Below are 15,868 nucleotides of genomic sequence, written 5' to 3' on the forward strand. Positions count from 1 at the left end.
AAAAAACGGGGCCTCTTAAAAGGCCCCGTTTCTATGTTTAGAACATCAGTGTTTAGAACATGAGTTTGGCAACGTCGTCGTACACGCTGGCAAAGTGTACCGTCATCCCTTCCTTCACGTAGTCCGGTAACTCCTCGAAGTCACCTCGACAGGTTTCAGGCAGGATCACCTCATAGATCTTCTGGCGCTTGGCGCTGATCACCTTCTCCCGAATACCACCCACGGCCATGACCTTGCCGGTCAGGCTGAGCTCACCGGTCATCGCGACACCCTTACGTGGTGCCTTGTCCAGGGCGAGGGAGAGCAGGGCGGTGGCCATGGTCACACCGGCAGATGGACCGTCTTTTGGCGTTGCGCCATCCGGAACGTGCAGGTGGATATGGGCCTTGTCGAAAAAGTTAGCCTGAAGAGGGTAGCGGGCCAAGGAGCCCCCCTCGGCAATGGCGCCGATGATGTAATTCATGGCGATCCCGGCGGATTCCTTCATCACGTCGCCGAGCTGGCCGGAGAGGGTGAGTCCCCGCGCCTGCTGATGCACCCGGCGAGCTTCCACCGGCAGGGTCGCCCCCCCCATGGAGGTCCAGGCCAGGCCAGTAACGATCCCTTTGCCACTGAGCATGTCGTCGGGTTTAAAGCGGGGCATGCCGAGCATAGGCTCAATGTCCTTGATGCCGATGCTGGTCTTGTCACTGCCGGTTTCCAGCATTTTTACCACGGATTTACGCACCAGCTTGGCTAACTGCTTATCCAGGGCACGAACTCCTGCCTCCCGGGCGTAGCCGTCGATCACCATGCGCAGTGCCGGCTCGGACAGGCGCAGTTGACTGCGCTTGAGGCCGGCCTTTTTCAGTTGGCGTGGCCACAGGTGGTGTTTGGCGATGGCGACCTTTTCTTCGGCCAGGTAGCCGGAGAGGCGGATCACATCCATCCGGTCCAGCAGCGGACCGGGAATGCTGTCCAGGGTATTGGCGGTACAGACGAACAGCGCCTTGGAGAGATCCAGTCGTTGATCCAGGTAGTGATCGAGGAAGTCTACATTCTGCTCGGGATCCAGGGTTTCCAGCAGCGCCGAGGCGGGATCGCCTTGGTAGCTTTTGCCCATCTTGTCGATCTCATCGAGCATGATCACCGGGTTCATCACCTCGGCTTCCTTCAGACCCTGAACCAGCTTGCCCGGCATGGCGCCGATATAGGTGCGGCGGTGGCCCTTGATCTCGGCCTCATCGCGCATGCCACCGACACTGAAGCGGTAGAAGGGACGACCCAGGCATTCGGCGATGGATTTGCCGATGGAGGTCTTGCCGACACCCGGCGGGCCGACCAGCAGGATAATGGAGCCCCCGATCTCGCCCTTGTAGCTGCCGACGGCCAGAAACTCGAGGATCCGATCCTTTACGTCGTCGAGGCCGTCATGGCCCTTATCGAGGATCTTGCGGGCCTTGGCCAGATTGATACTGTCTTGGGAATAAATGCCCCACGGCACCTGGGTCAGCCAGTCGAGATAGTTCCGGGTGACGCCGTATTCGGGGGAGCCGGTCTCAAGGATGGAGAGCTTCTGCATCTCGTCCTCAAACCGCTTTGCCACGGCCTCGGGCAAGACTCTTGCCTCCATGCGCTCTTGGAACTTTTCGGCATCGGCGGTCTTGTCGTCCTTGGAGACTCCCAGCTCCCGCTGGATCACCTTGAGCTGTTCGCGCAGGAAAAATTCTCGCTCCCGTTTCTCCAGCTTCTGGTTGACCTGATCGGAGATCTCGCCATGTAACTTGGCGGCATCCAGCTCTTTCTTGAGCAGGGCCAGCACCTTCTGCATGCGAGGGAGCAGGGTAACGGTGTCGAGTACCGCTTGCAGCTTGTCCGGTTTAGCCGTGGTAATGGCCGCGGCAAAGTCGGTCAGGGGTGAAGGTTCGTGGGGCCCAAAGCGCTCAAGGTATTGCTTAAGCTCCTCACTGTACAGCGGGTTCAGTGGCACCAGCTCCTTGAGGGCACTGATCAGGGCGATGGCGTAGGCCTTGATCTCTTTACTGTCAGGATGTTCATCGTAGGGGTAGCTCATCTCCGCGAGGTAGGGCTGCTCTTCGGTTAGCCAGCGTACGATCTGTGCACGGCAGATCCCTTCCGCGATGAACTGATATTGGCCGTCGTCGGTTTTGTCGATCTGATGGATCCGTACCAGGGTGCCGGTATCGGCCAGCAGGTCGACATTCAGGTCGCCTTCAGCCGCATTTTGTTGCTCCGTGTGGAACAGCACCATCATCTTATGCGGGCTCTTCTCTACCGCATCCAGGGTATCGGACCAGGCACCGCCTTTGACGGCCACGGGCATGATCTGCGCAGGGAAAAAGGGGCGGTTTTGCAGGGGCATGACCGGCAAAACGTCTGGATGCTGGGGCAGTGCGGGGAGCAGATCGCCGTTGCTCTGCTGCTCATTTCCTTCGATATCGATATGGAAATTGGCACTGAATTCATCGATGGGTTGGTGACTCATTGAGGCGGCCGTAATGGAAAATAATCTTAGAAGGGTTATGGGGATCGCCGGGCGGGATTACAAGGGCATGAAGGGGATTTTTCCTGGATTTTCGCCGTCTGAGGCCGGCTGTCCAAAGACTGGTTTCCTGCTCACCGTTGAGCCCCTTTCTTCGCCATGGTCCGCTGATGTTTTATCCGAAGTGCCACACATCTATGAGAGGGCATCCCTATCGAGGGTGAAAAACAGGGCCAGCAATGATGGTTATTAATGATATTTAGCCGACGTAGCCGACCATTTGACCATAAGTAACGCTTATTGAGTACGGCTGCTATTTGCAATGCCTGGTGAGTCTTCTGGCCGGATTGATAATAATAAAGGCGTTCCATGGTTAAAAAGCCGACTAAACACCTGGAAGATGTTTCTGGCTGATGCGGCTTGTTGCGCTATTGCTATCGTCAGGCTGTGGCGCAGGGTAAAGATTAACTCTGCCGTTTCGATATTAGAGAGTGTCATCTGCTTTCGCTGCCGGTTGATTTATTGACTTAAAAATTAAGAAACCTTTAACGTGTGTGACAGATTTTGCGCATTGATTGCATCGCTATCCCAACTTTTTTACCTGGAAGATAGCAATTCCCCGAATTTAGAGGTTTGTACATGGCATTGCTGGAGATAAAAGATCTCAGGATTGATTACCCTTCGAGACATGGCGTCCATCACGCCGTCAGGGATCTCTCCCTGACCGTCGAGCCCGGGGAGATCCTGGGCGTAGTCGGGGAGTCCGGTGCGGGAAAGTCCACGGTCGGCAACGGGGTGATCGATCTGCTCAGCCCCCCAGGGCATGTGGCCGCCGGTGACGTCTTCCTAAACGGTGACAAGATCTCGGGATTGGCACCTGAGGCGATGCGCCAGGTGCGTGGCGCCAAGATCGGTTTCATCTTCCAGGATCCCATGACCTCGCTGAACCCCCTGTTCACCGTTGAGCGTCAGCTCACGGAAACCATCGTCAATAACCTGGGCCTGACTCAGGAGCAGGCGAAGGAGCGGGCACTGGAACTCTTGGTGCAGGTGGGGATCCCTCAGCCCGAGGCTCGCCTCAAACAATACCCTCACCAGTTTTCCGGCGGCATGCGCCAACGTGTGGTGATCGCCATCGCCCTGGCCGGTGAGCCGGACTTGATCATCGCCGATGAGCCCACCACGGCACTGGATGTCTCCATCCAGGATCAGATCCTGACCCTGATCCGGCAGCAGTGTAAGCAACGGGACGTGGGTTGCCTGTTGGTGACCCACGACATGGGCGTGGTCGCCAATGTCACGGACAGGGTAGCCGTGATGTATAAGGGCGAGCTGGTTGAACTGGGTGAAACGGAGCAGGTGCTGCGCCGCCCCAACCATGATTACACCCGCAGCCTGATCTCTGCCGTGCCTCGCTCGGACATCAAGCTCGATCGTTTCCCCACGGTGAACTACATCGAGCAGGCCCATGAGATGACCTCGCTGGATCTCAAGACCCACTGGCTGGGTCAGAGTCAGGATCAACGGGCGTACACCGGGCCTCTGTTGCAGGTGGAGGAGGTGAACCTGAGGTTTACCACCAAGGATTCCCTGTTGCCCAGTCGCCGCGAGTACGTCCAGGCGTCCAACCGGATCAGCTTCCAGGTCAACGAAGGGGAGACCTTTGGCCTGGTGGGGGAGTCCGGCTCGGGCAAGTCCACCATCGCCCGGGTGATCGCCGGCCTGTACCAGCCTGACTCGGGCAAGGTGATCTTCGAGGGCACTGACATGACGGCGCTGAAGTCGGAGGCCGCACGGCGTCCCTTGCGTCGTCAGATGCAGATGGTGTTTCAAAACCCCTACACCTCGATGAACCCGAGGATGAAGGTGCAGGAGATCATCGCCGAGCCCATCCGCTTCCATAAGCTGGCGCAAAGCGAGCAGCAGGTACGGCAGATCGTCGCCGATCTGCTGGATCACGTCGGCCTGGGCCGCAATGCCGGGCTGAAGTACCCCCACGAATTCTCCGGGGGCCAGCGTCAGCGGATCTCCATCGCCCGTGCGCTGGCCACCCGGCCGCGCCTGTTGATCTGTGACGAGCCGACCTCGGCGCTGGATGTCTCGGTGCAGGCGCAAATTCTCAACCTGCTGAAGGATCTGCAGCAGGAGCTCAACCTCACCATGCTGTTTATCAGCCACGATCTGCCGGTGATCCGCCAGATGTGTGATCGGATCGGGGTGATGCAGAAGGGGACTTTGCTGGAGGTGGCGCCGACCGAGCAATTGTTTGAGTCGCCACAGCACCCCTACAGCCGAGAGCTGCTCTCCTTTATTCCGCATTTTACCGGACTGGATGAGCAAACGAACCGAGCCCAAACGGCCTGAGCGGACCCCGCCAGGCTGACAAAAAGAATAAAACAAAAAACACCCTAAGAAGGAAGCGAGCAGTATCATGATGAAAACTCTGACTCACCTGAGCGTGGCCGCCGCATTGGCCATCACCCCGGCCATGGCGTTGGCTGGCGACGTCGTTCGCGATGCCAAGATCACCATCGCCTACGACTCGGATCCGGTTTCCCTGGATATCCATGAGCAGCTCTCCGGCGGTACCCTGCAGCTGTCACACAAGCTGTTTGATCCCCTGGTTCGCTGGACCCAGGACTTTGATTTCGAGCCCCGTCTGGCCACCGGCTGGGAGCGTCTGGATGACAAGACCGTCCGCTTTACCCTGCGCCAGGGCGTTAAGTTCCACTCAGGCAATGAGCTGACCGCCGATGATGTGGTCTGGACCTTCAAGCGTCTGCAGGAGTCCCCGGACTTCAAGGCGATCTTCGAACCCTTTGAAGGCATGAACAAGGTCGACGACTACACCGTCGATATCATTACCAAGGGCCCGTTCCCCCTGGTGATGCAGACCGCCACCTACATCTTCCCCATGGACAGCAAGTTCTACAGCGGTCAGACCGCCGAGGGTAAGGCCAAGGATGAGATCGTCAAGCACGGCGCCTCCTTTGCGTCCCTCAATGCGTCTGGCACCGGCCCGTTCGTGATCACCCACCGTCAGCAGGGCGTCCGGGTCGACTTCAAGCGCTTCGACGGCTACTGGGATACCCAGTCTCCGGGTAACGTCGCTGAGCTGTCGCTGGTGCCGATCAAGGAAGACGCGACCCGGGTCGCGGCCCTGCTGTCCGGCGGCGTGGATCTGATCGCCCCGGTGGCTCCCAATGATCACCGCCGCGTCGAGAGCACCAGAAATGTTGAGCTGGTGACCATGTCCGGCACCCGTTTGATCTCCTTCCAGATGAACCAGCAGCGTAACGAAGCCCTGCGCGACGTTCGCGTGCGTCAGGCCATCGTTCATGCCATCAACAACGAGGCCATTGTCTCTCGCGTGATGCGTGGCTTCGCCACCGTGGCGGCCCAGCAGGGGCCGGAAGGCTACGCCGGTTACGCCCCTGAGCTGACGCCGCGTTTCGATGTGGCCAAGGCCAAAAAGCTGATGAAGGAAGCCGGTTACGAGAAGGGCTTCAAGCTGAGCCTGATGGCGCCGAACAACCGCTACGTCAACGACGCGCGCATCGCCCAGGCGGTCGCCACCATGCTGGCGGCCATCAACATCGACGTTGATCTCAAGACCCTGCCCAAGGCCCAGTACTGGCCGGAGTTCGATGTCTGTGCGGCGGACATGATGATGATCGGCTGGCACGCCGATACCGAAGATTCCGCCAACATGACGGAGTTTTTGACCATGACCCGCAACGAAGAGACCGGCATGGGCCAGTACAACTGCGGGTACTACTCCAATGAGACCGTGGACAACCTGGTGATCGCGGCGAACGTGGAAACCGATCCGGCCAAGCGTGCTGAGCAACTGCAGGAAGTGGAGCGGATCCTCTACAAGGACGCCGCGTACGTGCCGCTGCACTGGCAAAACCTCTCCTGGGGCGTGAAGTCCGGGATCAAGGCGGGCGACATCGTCAACGCCATGAACTTCCCGTACTTCGGCGATCTGGTGGTCGAGTAACCCGCTTGGGCCGTCCCGGAGCCGGGCTTTGGGACGGTCCACCTCTTTAACCAATACGCGCCGTGCCGGCTCTCGGCCGGGCGCGTTCATGGGTAGGACTTTACATGTTAACTTTCCTGGCGAAACGCCTGTATCAGGCACTGATAGTGATGTTCGTGATCAGCCTGGTTGCGTTTGCTATCCAGGATAACCTGGGCGATCCGCTGCGTGAGCTGGTCGGTCAGTCGGTTTCCGAAGCGGAGCGTCAGGCGCTGCGCGATGAACTGGGTCTCAACGATCCCTTCATCACCAAATACGCCCGTTTCCTGGGCAATGCGGTCCAGGGCGATCTGGGCACCTCCTATTTCTTTAAGCGTCCTGCGGTCGAAGTGATCCTGGAGAAGCTGCCGGCGACCCTGGAGCTGGTCTTCGCGTCGGCCCTGCTGATCATCGGGATCTCCATCCCCGTGGGCGTGTATGCGGCGATCAAGCCGAAAAGCCTGCTGAGCAAGGCCGCCATGGCGATCAGCAGCATAGGGATCTCCGTCCCCGTCTTCCTTACGGCCATCATGCTGATGTACGTCTTCGCCATCGAGCTGGGCTGGCTGCCCTCCTATGGCCGGGGCGAAACCGGCACCCTGTTGTTCTGGCAGTCGGGTCTGGTAACCCTGGATGGTCTGCGCCACCTGGTGCTGCCGGCGATCGCGCTCGCCTCCATCATGCTCCCGCTGTTTATCCGCCTGGTGCGCAGCGAGATGCAGGAGGTCCTTGGCAGTGAGTACGTCAAGTTTGCCCGGGCCAAGGGCCTACCCGATCGCAAGGTGCATTTTCAGCATGCCCTGAAGAACACCATGCTGCCGGTGATCACCGTCGGCGGTGTCCAGATCGGCACCATGGTGGCCTACACCATTCTGACGGAAAGTGTGTTCCAGTGGCCCGGCACCGGCCTGCTGTTCCTCGATGCGATCAACCGGGTCGATACGCCGCTCATTACTGCTTATGTCATCTTCGTTGGCCTGATCTTCGTGATCACCAATACCCTGGTCGATCTGCTCTATGGCCTGATCAACCCTACAGTCAACCTGATGGCCAAGGAGGCATAACCATGACTGGTGCAACGTACCCCAGCCGCTGGCAGCGGTTTATCGCATCCGATCTGCTCTACTTCTTCCGCCGGGACAAGGTGGCCATCGCCAGCTTCATCGTCTTTGCGCTGTTCCTGCTGGCGGCCCTGTTTGCGCCCCTGCTGGCCACGCAGAACCCCTATGATCTGGCCTCGCTGGATATCATGGACTCCGAGCTGCCGCCCATGTGGATGGACTATGGGGAAGCCCAGTTTGTCCTGGGCACCGACGAGCAGGGCAGGGACATGCTCTCCACCATCCTCTATGGTTTGCGGATCTCCCTGACCATCGGGATCCTGGCGGTGATCTTGCAACTCGTCCTCGGGGTGACCATCGGCCTGAGCGCCGGTTACTTCGGTGGCCGCATCGACAGCGTGCTGATGCGCTGTGCCGACGTGCAGCTCTCCTTCTCTACCATGATGGTGGCGATCATCATCACCGCCCTGTTTCAGGCGGCCTTCGGCGGTGAGGTGTTTGGCCAATACGCCCTCTATATCCTGGTGCTGGTGATCGGGATCGCCGAATGGCCCCAGTACGCCCGGACGGTGCGCGCCTCGGTGCTGGCGGAGAAGAAGAAAGAGTATGTCGAAGCGGCACGGGTGATGGGCTTTCGGACCCCAAGGATCATGTTCCGCCATATCCTGCCCAACTGCCTCTCGCCCATTCTGGTGATCTCCACGGTGCAGGTGGCCAACGCCATCATGTCCGAGGCGGCGCTCTCCTTTTTGGGTCTGGGCCTGCCACCGACCCAGCCGTCACTGGGCTCCCTGATCAGCTCAGGTTTCAACTACATCTTCTCCGGCTCCTGGTGGATCACCCTGTTCCCCGGCCTGGTGCTGGTGGCCCTGGTGCTGGTGATCAACCTGCTGGGCGACTGGCTGCAGGAAGCCTTTAACCCCAAGATCTATAAAGGCTAAGGGTAAAGCTCCCCGCATCCAAAGAGAGAAACGGCCCGCAAGCTCAGCTGCGGGCCGTTTTTTTGGAGTGGCATAGGCACCTAACTGACACCCAGAGCGGCTCAAGCCCAAGCAGGTGGTCATCAATCAGTCGACTTGGTTCGAGCGACTCAAACGCGGCGAAGAACAGCAGGGGGATCGGTTAGTTCAGTAAAATCATATGAATGGTGGGATATTTAATCTATTTGGATACTTATTGCTTCTTTAAATCTACGGCTGGCACATTATTTATTTTGTGTCCTTGGGTTTTACTGTGGAAAATAAACTTAAATTATTCAAAATACTCTTGGAAGCCAGTCATTAGGGCTACATTGCTATTGACATGAACATGATTTCAAAGAACACTGCTGGTGGCACATCAGGCGGAATCGAAGTGCTATAGGTTAACTCTACTAGGCTCTTTGTAGCGAGTGGTCTGGTAGGGATGGTTTAACCAGTCACAAGGATGTATTGCCTGCGGGCATATTCATTGAGACTGCGCTTGGAAAGGTTATGTCTCCCATTAAAGTTGCAGTTGTCGTCGCGACAAGTAATCGATTTACGCTGCTTTCTCAGCGTTCCCTCCCATCCATTCTAACTCAGTTACTGCCTCCGGATTATTTAGTCGTAGTAGATGACTCTTCGCAAGATATTCAACGAGAAAATCAAGATTTCGTAGATACATTATCCATTAGTGGTGGCGATGTTACTTATCTAACTAACGGGCGCAGTCGTGGTGCATCTGGCAGTTGGAATACTGCACTCGATCTACTTCTGAGCAAAGCCGAGCAGCCAGAACAACTCTTCGTTGCCATATTGGATGACGATGATGCATGGTCACCTGAGTACTTAAGCCATTGCGTCGAGCGTGTCAGAGCCGACGGACTTGATATGATCGCTGCCGATATTAAGCGGACCTCGTCCGACAGGGGCGATGCTGATATCCAAGCGGCACCTGAGCGTTTGAGGGCCAATGATTTTTTAGTCGGCAACCCAGGCATCCAAGGTTCCAACCTCTTCATTCGGCTCACGACCTTGTTACAAGCAGGGGGATTTGATGAGGCGCTAGCCAGTACGACAGACCGGGATCTATGCATTCGCTTAGCCGACTTGGGTACAGTGAAGTATGCACGACTGCCTCAACCCCTTGTCCGCCATTATGCTGAACCCGACCGTCAGCGGTTAAGTTCGCCCGGTTCAACAAGAAAGCTGCAGGGTCTTAGCTCCTTTTGGTGCAAATACCAATCGCGTATGAGCACCAGGCAGAAAACGGCTTTTACCCATCGAGCCTCGACACTGTTTGAGTGGAAGGCTCCCAAGATGGGCTTGGCTGATGATCTATGCGGGAGTGACATCAACCCGAGGTTGGCTGCTGTGGTGGGAATGGTCGTCAGTTGTCTTGGTATTGATGAAATGGAGCCGGTGACTGAGGCTCTTTGTTACCTCGCGCAAGATCGCAAGCTAGTAGGCTTAGACGTGGTTTGGGTAACGCTAGACCGAGTTGCATCAGAGCGGGCATATTGGTTGGCCAAGCGACTACGAAATGCGGGCATTAGCTGTTTTTTGCATGAGTATTCCAAGAATGACGACGGCTTAACCTACGAGGAAACATTGAATGCGTGCTGCCAGCGCGTTGCGGTGGAACGTCCTGGGGTCGAGATCCGTCTACTGCCGTCTGCGATAGTGGTCGACTCAGCGGCTCCTCAAACTTGCACTGAAAAATGGTTGGCTCACCATGGGGCACGGACGATATCCACCGACCGCTCAGCGAGGTTCGCTGACGGCAATGCAGCAACGGAGCGAATTGAAGCGAGTATACGGCAAAGTCGAGTTGACAGCGCGTGTCATCGAGTTAGCCATCATTTTGGTCACTCCGACGTTGTCGTGCTGGGTGAGGGCTCAGAGGCGGTGGTATTGACGGACGGTAAGACTGTCTATAAGTGCATCGATTATTGGAAAACCCATTTGCCCCAGAGTCAATTGGCGTTTCTTCGTGGACAAGTGGGTCGATGGCAAGGAAAGCGTGGTTTATATGCCATTAAAGCACTGATCGAGGACGGACCTTGGGTGATTCTTACGTACCCATTTGAGCCTAGTAAGCCCTATCGGGGAGGGTATGAACAAGCCATTGTCCAACTACTTGATGATTGTGCAGAAGCCGGGATCGTTTGCAATAACGTGCATCCCAAGAACCTGATTATCACCGCCGATAATGAGGTGAAGCTGATCGACTATGGTTCGGATATTCGACCATGGAGTGTCTTGGGTTTTGAGCACATGGCCCGCCGTGCATTTCTCACCCTCCACTGTGCTGAACGCCCGGATCTTAAACAGTTGATGCGCAGTTGTTTGACGGATCTCTCGATCCCGGAAATGCGAGGCTATCAACGCTTCAAAGCCCAACTTTCGGCGCCTATGTGGTGCAGCTTGGTGCAACCGATGGGCAGCACTGCAGCGGCCAATGCACCGCAGAAAGACTCGTATAGCCTCTGTGTTGGAGTCATCGTCAGTAAAGCTGACACGGCACTGCCGCTTTTACGCACACTCGTTCCTCTAAAGCGTCAACCTGTAATCCGGGCGGTGTCGGTGATGATATTGGCGAATGGATGCCGTAGTAGCGATCAGGACATACTGGAAAGCTTTGCCGATGCATCTAACTTGTCACTGACGTTTATAGCTGAGCAACAACAGAGGCGTGATGCGAAGGCTGGTCGGTTTGGAACGGTCTACTGCCATCGGCCTGAGGGACAAGTCGGGATTGCACAGGCAAGAACCATGATTCAACGATACCTCGGTGACAGAATGATGGCTGAGCCGGGCGCCATCGGCTGTTTGCTGGATGAGGATATGCGGTTGGAGCCGCGGGCATACGATTGTCTGTCCTGGTTACCCAGCTTCAAAGAGCAAGGCGTAGACGTTCTTTTTGGAGCTTATGAAGGCAGTTCGCCCAACCCACCACTGCATGGTTTAAGGGGGCAGTTGCTGGATTTGTGGCATAACTTACTTTGGCTGAATCAGTTACCTGAGCATGCCCTGCTACCGGATCGTCGGGCGGAAAACCGGCGGTTACGTCAGCGCTTTCCTGACTACTATTACGACCTTTCTCGCAAGCACACTGGTCACCTTGAAACCCCTTTTTGGGTTGAACCAGCATACGTTGGAGAGACAGTCCAAGAGGCCTTGGCTCGACTTTTAGCCCAGGCCAATGCCTGTGTTTATGGTGCACCCTTGACCCGGGCGCTTGTTGCAGAGGTACCAGAGCAACCGCTTTTGACCGCCAAGCCCTCGGTCAATCGTGGTGGCTGCACTTTTGTGTTTAATGCGCAATCCCTGACTTTGACGCCCAACTTGACCCTCCGTCTGTTTGGGGAGGAGGCTCGACGATCTGACATGATCTGGGCAATGCTCAATCGCCAGATCGGGGGAATGCGTCTTGAAGCGGTCAACTTTCCTGTCTTTCATGAAAGTCAGGCACAGCAGGTAGAGGGACTGAATCTGTCAAAGGTACGGGCAGAGATGGTGGGGGCGGCTCTCTATGGTGCACTGGGTGACTTTCTCAACATCAAAGCAGATCATAACTTGAGGTTTAAGGATGCAGAGATACATGAACTGGTAGAGCGGCTTCAGCAGCATCTGCAAACTCGAATTCTGCGGCTAAGCCAAAGTGTTTTCCGTATAGAAGGACTGAAGATAACTTTACAGCGGTTACCAGAAGATCAACAGCCCAAAACGTTGTTGCAGTATTTGGATAACCATATCAGCGGTGCCACCATGGCCCGGTTGCGAGATGAACTACAGACAATCGATTTTGAGCAGGTCGGCGCATTTTTGAGTCATCTGTGCGCTCAAGCTGAAGATTATGCCAAAGGCAAGGATGTCAAACTCTGTCCGGAAGAGACAGAGCAAAAGTGCCTCCGCGAGGTGAAGGGAGAAGACTGGTGAAACAACTTGAAAACTGGTGTGTATTACCGACCCCCATGGGGGAATTTCGGATGTACGACACAGGCGATGAGTCGGTGCGATTGATTTGCCTTGGCGATCTATATCAGCAAGGGAACGCACCGCTGCTGAGACTGCACTCATCTTGCTTAGCCTCGGAAGTGTTTGGTGCCTTGGACTGCGATTGCGCTGAACAGCTGCGTGAAGGTATGAAACAAATAGCCTTAGAAGGGCGAGGCCTCATCGTTCACTTCCATCAAGAGGGTCGTGGGCAAGGCCTTTCTTTAAAAATCCGTGCCGTGCGCGCCATGCAACGTGATGATCTGGATACGGTGGAAGCCTTCGAGTCCTTGGGATTGGAACAAGATATTCGGAGCTATCAACCCGCTATCACCATGTTGCGAGAGCTAGGTATTGATCAGGTCCGGTTAATCACGAATAACCCTCGTAAGATAGCTTATCTCGAGGAGGGAGGAATCCGGGTTAAGGCGGTTAGCACGCACCCTAAGATCCGTGCCGAGAATGTGGACTACCTGCATAGTAAAAACAATAAACTTGGACATCGGTTACCCCTGACAACACCGGTGGCCGCCACTGAAGCGATCCACTTCTACCATTCAGATCAATCTTGGGGAGAGCTGTCTAACTTCTCTGCGCATGCAATTTATTTACAAAATCGTATATGGCCAACCGTTGAACATTACTATCAAGCCCAGAAGTTTGGGGGAACTTTCCTTCAGGAAACCATAAGGCAGTGTTTGACACCAATGGCCGCCAAGCGCACTGCTAACGGTGCTGGAGCGCTGGCTGTGATTCCTGGCTGGGAACACAAAAAGGAGCTGGTTATGCTTGAGGCACTGCGTGCTAAATTCGACCAGCATCCCGATCTGGCAACCAGATTACTCTCCAGTGGTCAAAGCCAATTGATCGAACATACTGAGCTGGATCCTTATTGGGGCGATGGAGGGGACGGCTCGGGCCGGAACCGATTAGGCGTGCTCTTAATGCAAGTGAGGGAGGAACTTCATCAGGGTGGTGTGCAGACGAGTCGCGTTAGCTAGGACGGTTAATATGTGTGGAATATTATTGATGAGTGGCCCCAAAGCTCATGACCGTTTGGCGAAGGGGCTCAAACGTCTGCGCCACCGTGGGCCGGATGATACTGACATTTGGAATGAGGGCACATTGGCCCTGGGTTTTAACCGATTGGCGATCAATGGTGACCGGGAGACGGGACGTCAACCCTACCGCAGTAATGGATGGGTGGCAGCCTTTAATGGTGAAATATACAACCACGAGGCATTAACTCGAGGTTTTGATCTGCCTGCTACTGAATGTGATACGCGAGTGATCTTGCCCTTATTTCATCGCCTAGGCACTGAGGTTCTGGCCAATCTGGATGGATTCTACGCAGGGGTGATTGTTGACCCAGCAGTCCAACGGGTCTATTGCTTTCGGGACCGGATGGGCAAGAAGCCACTTTTTGTCGGCACCTCGGGTAGTGAGCACTTTATCACGAGTGAGCTGAAAGCCATTGAGGGACTGAGCGACTTTACTGCCCTGCCTAAGGGACTATCCGTGTTTGATCTCAACACGGGCGAATTGACATTGTTAGCCGAGCATACGGTACAGCCAACTACCTTATCGATCGAGATGTTGTTGAATAACAGTGTTCGCAAACGTCTTCCCAAGGCGCACCAGCCTCTGGGGGTATTTCTCAGTGGTGGTTTAGACAGCGCTATCATTGCCTACCTTGTGATGCGACATCGCCCCAATGCGACTTTCTTTTGCTTGGGAGAGGCGGACAGTCCAGATGTGGCGGCCGTTCGGTTAGTGGCTCAAGCATTGCAAATCCAGGATCTGAGGTTCATAGCTTTGCCCAAGCCAGAAGAGCTCGATGGATTATTGAAGTCAGTGGTCTATTGTACCGAGAGCTTCAATCCGTCGATCGTCAGTAACGGCTTGGCGACCTATTTGTTGGCGCAAGCTGCGCATAGGGCTGGCATTAAAGTGGTTCTGACTGGGGAGGGGGCTGATGAGTTCTTTGGTGGTTATCATCAGTTTTCCCGGCTAGCGCCATGGCAATCGACACGGCAACAGTTGATTGACGATATGGAGTACACCGAACTGCGTCGTTTGGATTTAAGCTGCATGGCCCATAGTGTTGAGCCACGGTGTCCCTTTCTTGACCCCGCAGTGTGCTTTGCAGCGCAAACGCTGAGCTACGAACAACTGTACAGTAAGACCAACAATAAAATCGCTTTACGCAAGGCATTCGCCCAACATTTACCTGCACAGATCATTGGGCGCCGGAAAGTCTCCTGTGATGTCGGCAGTGGAATCCGAGGCCTGGTGGTCCGCCACTTAAGGCGCAATGGGCAAAGCGAACGGTTGGCACTGAAACGGATCTGGACACAGTGCTTTCAACACGATGCCGAACCTGCCTATTTTCATCGCTATCCCGTCTTTGACGCCGCGATCGATCAAAGGGGGGAACAGCATCGATGATGGATAGCGGTCACCTAAGCAAAGTGCGGCAGGTTGAGGGCTTGCTGTGGGAAAAGTTCGCCACAGAGCCGTTTCATAATCTGGCAAGACAGTTCCGAGACCCGGTGTTTGAAAGCCTTCCTGGAGGAACTTGCTCTGATAAAACACTCAGCTTCATTGCTGCGGCTACAGAAGCGGGAGTTGATGCTGCCTTGCATACTGGTTTTATCAGGGGGCAAGAAGTGCATCGACTTGCCAGAGTTTCAATACAAGGCCGTATATATTTTGCTGATGTGGGAAATGGTTGGCCCGCTATCAAGCTTTACCCAGCAGACAGGCCGATTACATTTTCCTGTTTTGGCATGACTTTCCGGACGGAAATTATGGGTAGATGGCTTAGCGTATTTCACGAAAGGTTGGGTAAAGAGAGTCTTCAACTCGAGATCAACCTTACTCCGCGTCCTGAATTCGAAGTCCGAACAGATATCGCAAATCGCTTTACCTCGGGTATTGTATACCCCTTTTCGAAAAGTCCCCGGTTTTCTCTGATTGCCCGAGACCGATTTGTCTTCCTTCGCGGTGAGATGCTAGAAATCTATTGGGACGATGGAATGAAAGCCAAGCAATGTGCTTCGGTCAAAGACATCAAGCTCGTAGTAAAAGAATACTTAGGGTCTGAGGGGGCCCAACGAATTTAATTAAGCCAAGCATCGCTTTAGCTCCTTGTTGTTGCTTCCAATTGCTGTATGGCGTCTGCCCACTGTTGGGGCGTGAAACTTATCCTGTTGGCATGAAGTAAACGCAGCCCGAGATAGCACAGGCTTAGCACACGGCGTTTAGTGACGGTGTTGGCCTGGAACTGACGATGCCGTCCGCTGGCCTGTGTCATTTGCCCGATCAGGCAAAGAACGATTTGGGC

Annotated in this window: 11 protein-coding genes; 9 read left to right on the forward strand and 2 right to left on the reverse strand. The window is 55.3% G+C overall.

Annotation, left to right across the window (positions count from 1 at the left end; translation table 11 throughout):
- Nucleotides 1–52: 52 nt before the first annotated feature.
- The gene (gene lon / locus AC2D8U_RS04405; protein ID WP_484617838.1) at nucleotides 53–2,485 is read right to left on the reverse strand and encodes an endopeptidase La; all 2,433 of its coding nucleotides are present in this window, start codon (nucleotides 2,483–2,485) and stop codon (nucleotides 53–55) included.
- A gap of 13 nt (nucleotides 2,486–2,498) precedes the next feature.
- Between lon and AC2D8U_RS04410 the strand changes: the two genes are divergently transcribed.
- Entirely contained in the window at nucleotides 2,499–2,735 is a 237-nt protein-coding gene (locus AC2D8U_RS04410; RefSeq protein ID WP_484617839.1) for a hypothetical protein, read from the forward strand.
- A 44-nt stretch (nucleotides 2,736–2,779) separates the two neighbouring features.
- Here the strand turns inward: AC2D8U_RS04410 and AC2D8U_RS04415 are convergent, their stop codons facing one another.
- The gene (locus AC2D8U_RS04415; protein ID WP_484617840.1) at nucleotides 2,780–2,980 is read right to left on the reverse strand and encodes a hypothetical protein; all 201 of its coding nucleotides are present in this window, start codon (nucleotides 2,978–2,980) and stop codon (nucleotides 2,780–2,782) included.
- A 141-nt stretch (nucleotides 2,981–3,121) separates the two neighbouring features.
- Between AC2D8U_RS04415 and AC2D8U_RS04420 the strand changes: the two genes are divergently transcribed.
- The 8 genes from AC2D8U_RS04420 to AC2D8U_RS04455 all read left to right on the forward strand — a co-directional run bounded on the left by AC2D8U_RS04420 (nucleotide 3,122) and on the right by AC2D8U_RS04455 (nucleotide 15,647).
- A complete protein-coding gene (locus tag AC2D8U_RS04420; RefSeq protein ID WP_484617841.1) occupies nucleotides 3,122–4,846 on the forward strand; it encodes an ABC transporter ATP-binding protein in 1,725 nt (574 codons plus the stop codon).
- Between the two features lie 67 nt (nucleotides 4,847–4,913).
- Nucleotides 4,914–6,485 carry an ABC transporter substrate-binding protein gene (locus AC2D8U_RS04425; protein WP_484617842.1) on the forward strand — a complete coding sequence of 524 codons (1,572 nt, stop codon included), beginning with the start codon at nucleotides 4,914–4,916 and terminating at the stop codon, nucleotides 6,483–6,485.
- Between the two features lie 104 nt (nucleotides 6,486–6,589).
- On the forward strand, nucleotides 6,590–7,567 hold the full coding sequence (locus AC2D8U_RS04430; protein ID WP_484617843.1) for an ABC transporter permease: 978 nt from the start codon (nucleotides 6,590–6,592) through the stop codon (nucleotides 7,565–7,567).
- A gap of 2 nt (nucleotides 7,568–7,569) precedes the next feature.
- Nucleotides 7,570–8,505, forward strand: a complete 936-nt coding sequence (locus AC2D8U_RS04435) for an ABC transporter permease (protein ID WP_484617844.1) — start codon at nucleotides 7,570–7,572, stop codon at nucleotides 8,503–8,505.
- Between the two features lie 531 nt (nucleotides 8,506–9,036).
- Nucleotides 9,037–12,465 (forward strand): glycosyltransferase family 2 protein, encoded by a 3,429-nt coding sequence (locus tag AC2D8U_RS04440; RefSeq protein ID WP_484617845.1) that lies wholly within the window; start codon nucleotides 9,037–9,039, stop codon nucleotides 12,463–12,465.
- A complete protein-coding gene (gene ybiA, locus AC2D8U_RS04445; protein ID WP_484617846.1) occupies nucleotides 12,462–13,523 on the forward strand; it encodes a riboflavin biosynthesis intermediates N-glycosidase in 1,062 nt (353 codons plus the stop codon). The genes AC2D8U_RS04440 and ybiA overlap by 4 nt, the downstream gene beginning before the upstream one ends.
- 28 nt (nucleotides 13,524–13,551) lie before the next feature.
- On the forward strand, nucleotides 13,552–14,970 hold the full coding sequence (locus AC2D8U_RS04450; protein ID WP_484617847.1) for an asparagine synthetase B family protein: 1,419 nt from the start codon (nucleotides 13,552–13,554) through the stop codon (nucleotides 14,968–14,970).
- Nucleotides 14,967–15,647, forward strand: a complete 681-nt coding sequence (locus AC2D8U_RS04455) for an arylamine N-acetyltransferase family protein (RefSeq protein WP_484617848.1) — start codon at nucleotides 14,967–14,969, stop codon at nucleotides 15,645–15,647. Before AC2D8U_RS04450 ends, AC2D8U_RS04455 begins: the two co-directional genes overlap by 4 nt.
- Nucleotides 15,648–15,868: the final 221 nt, after the last annotated feature.

Source organism: Ferrimonas sp. YIN67, from assembly GCF_057219095.1.

Coding starts and splice junctions, on each gene's coding strand:
- AC2D8U_RS04450 (WP_484617847.1), top strand. CDS start 13,552: ATGAGTGGCCCCAAAGCTCATGACCGTTTGGCGAAGGGGCTCAAACGT.
- AC2D8U_RS04455 (WP_484617848.1), top strand. CDS start 14,967: ATGATGGATAGCGGTCACCTAAGCAAAGTGCGGCAGGTTGAGGGCTTG.
- AC2D8U_RS04430 (WP_484617843.1), top strand. CDS start 6,590: ATGTTAACTTTCCTGGCGAAACGCCTGTATCAGGCACTGATAGTGATG.
- AC2D8U_RS04410 (WP_484617839.1), top strand. CDS start 2,499: ATGGAAAATAATCTTAGAAGGGTTATGGGGATCGCCGGGCGGGATTAC.
- AC2D8U_RS04425 (WP_484617842.1), top strand. CDS start 4,914: ATGATGAAAACTCTGACTCACCTGAGCGTGGCCGCCGCATTGGCCATC.
- lon (WP_484617838.1), bottom strand. CDS start 2,485: ATGAGTCACCAACCCATCGATGAATTCAGTGCCAATTTCCATATCGAT.
- AC2D8U_RS04415 (WP_484617840.1), bottom strand. CDS start 2,980: ATGACACTCTCTAATATCGAAACGGCAGAGTTAATCTTTACCCTGCGC.
- AC2D8U_RS04435 (WP_484617844.1), top strand. CDS start 7,570: ATGACTGGTGCAACGTACCCCAGCCGCTGGCAGCGGTTTATCGCATCC.
- AC2D8U_RS04420 (WP_484617841.1), top strand. CDS start 3,122: ATGGCATTGCTGGAGATAAAAGATCTCAGGATTGATTACCCTTCGAGA.
- AC2D8U_RS04440 (WP_484617845.1), top strand. CDS start 9,037: ATGTCTCCCATTAAAGTTGCAGTTGTCGTCGCGACAAGTAATCGATTT.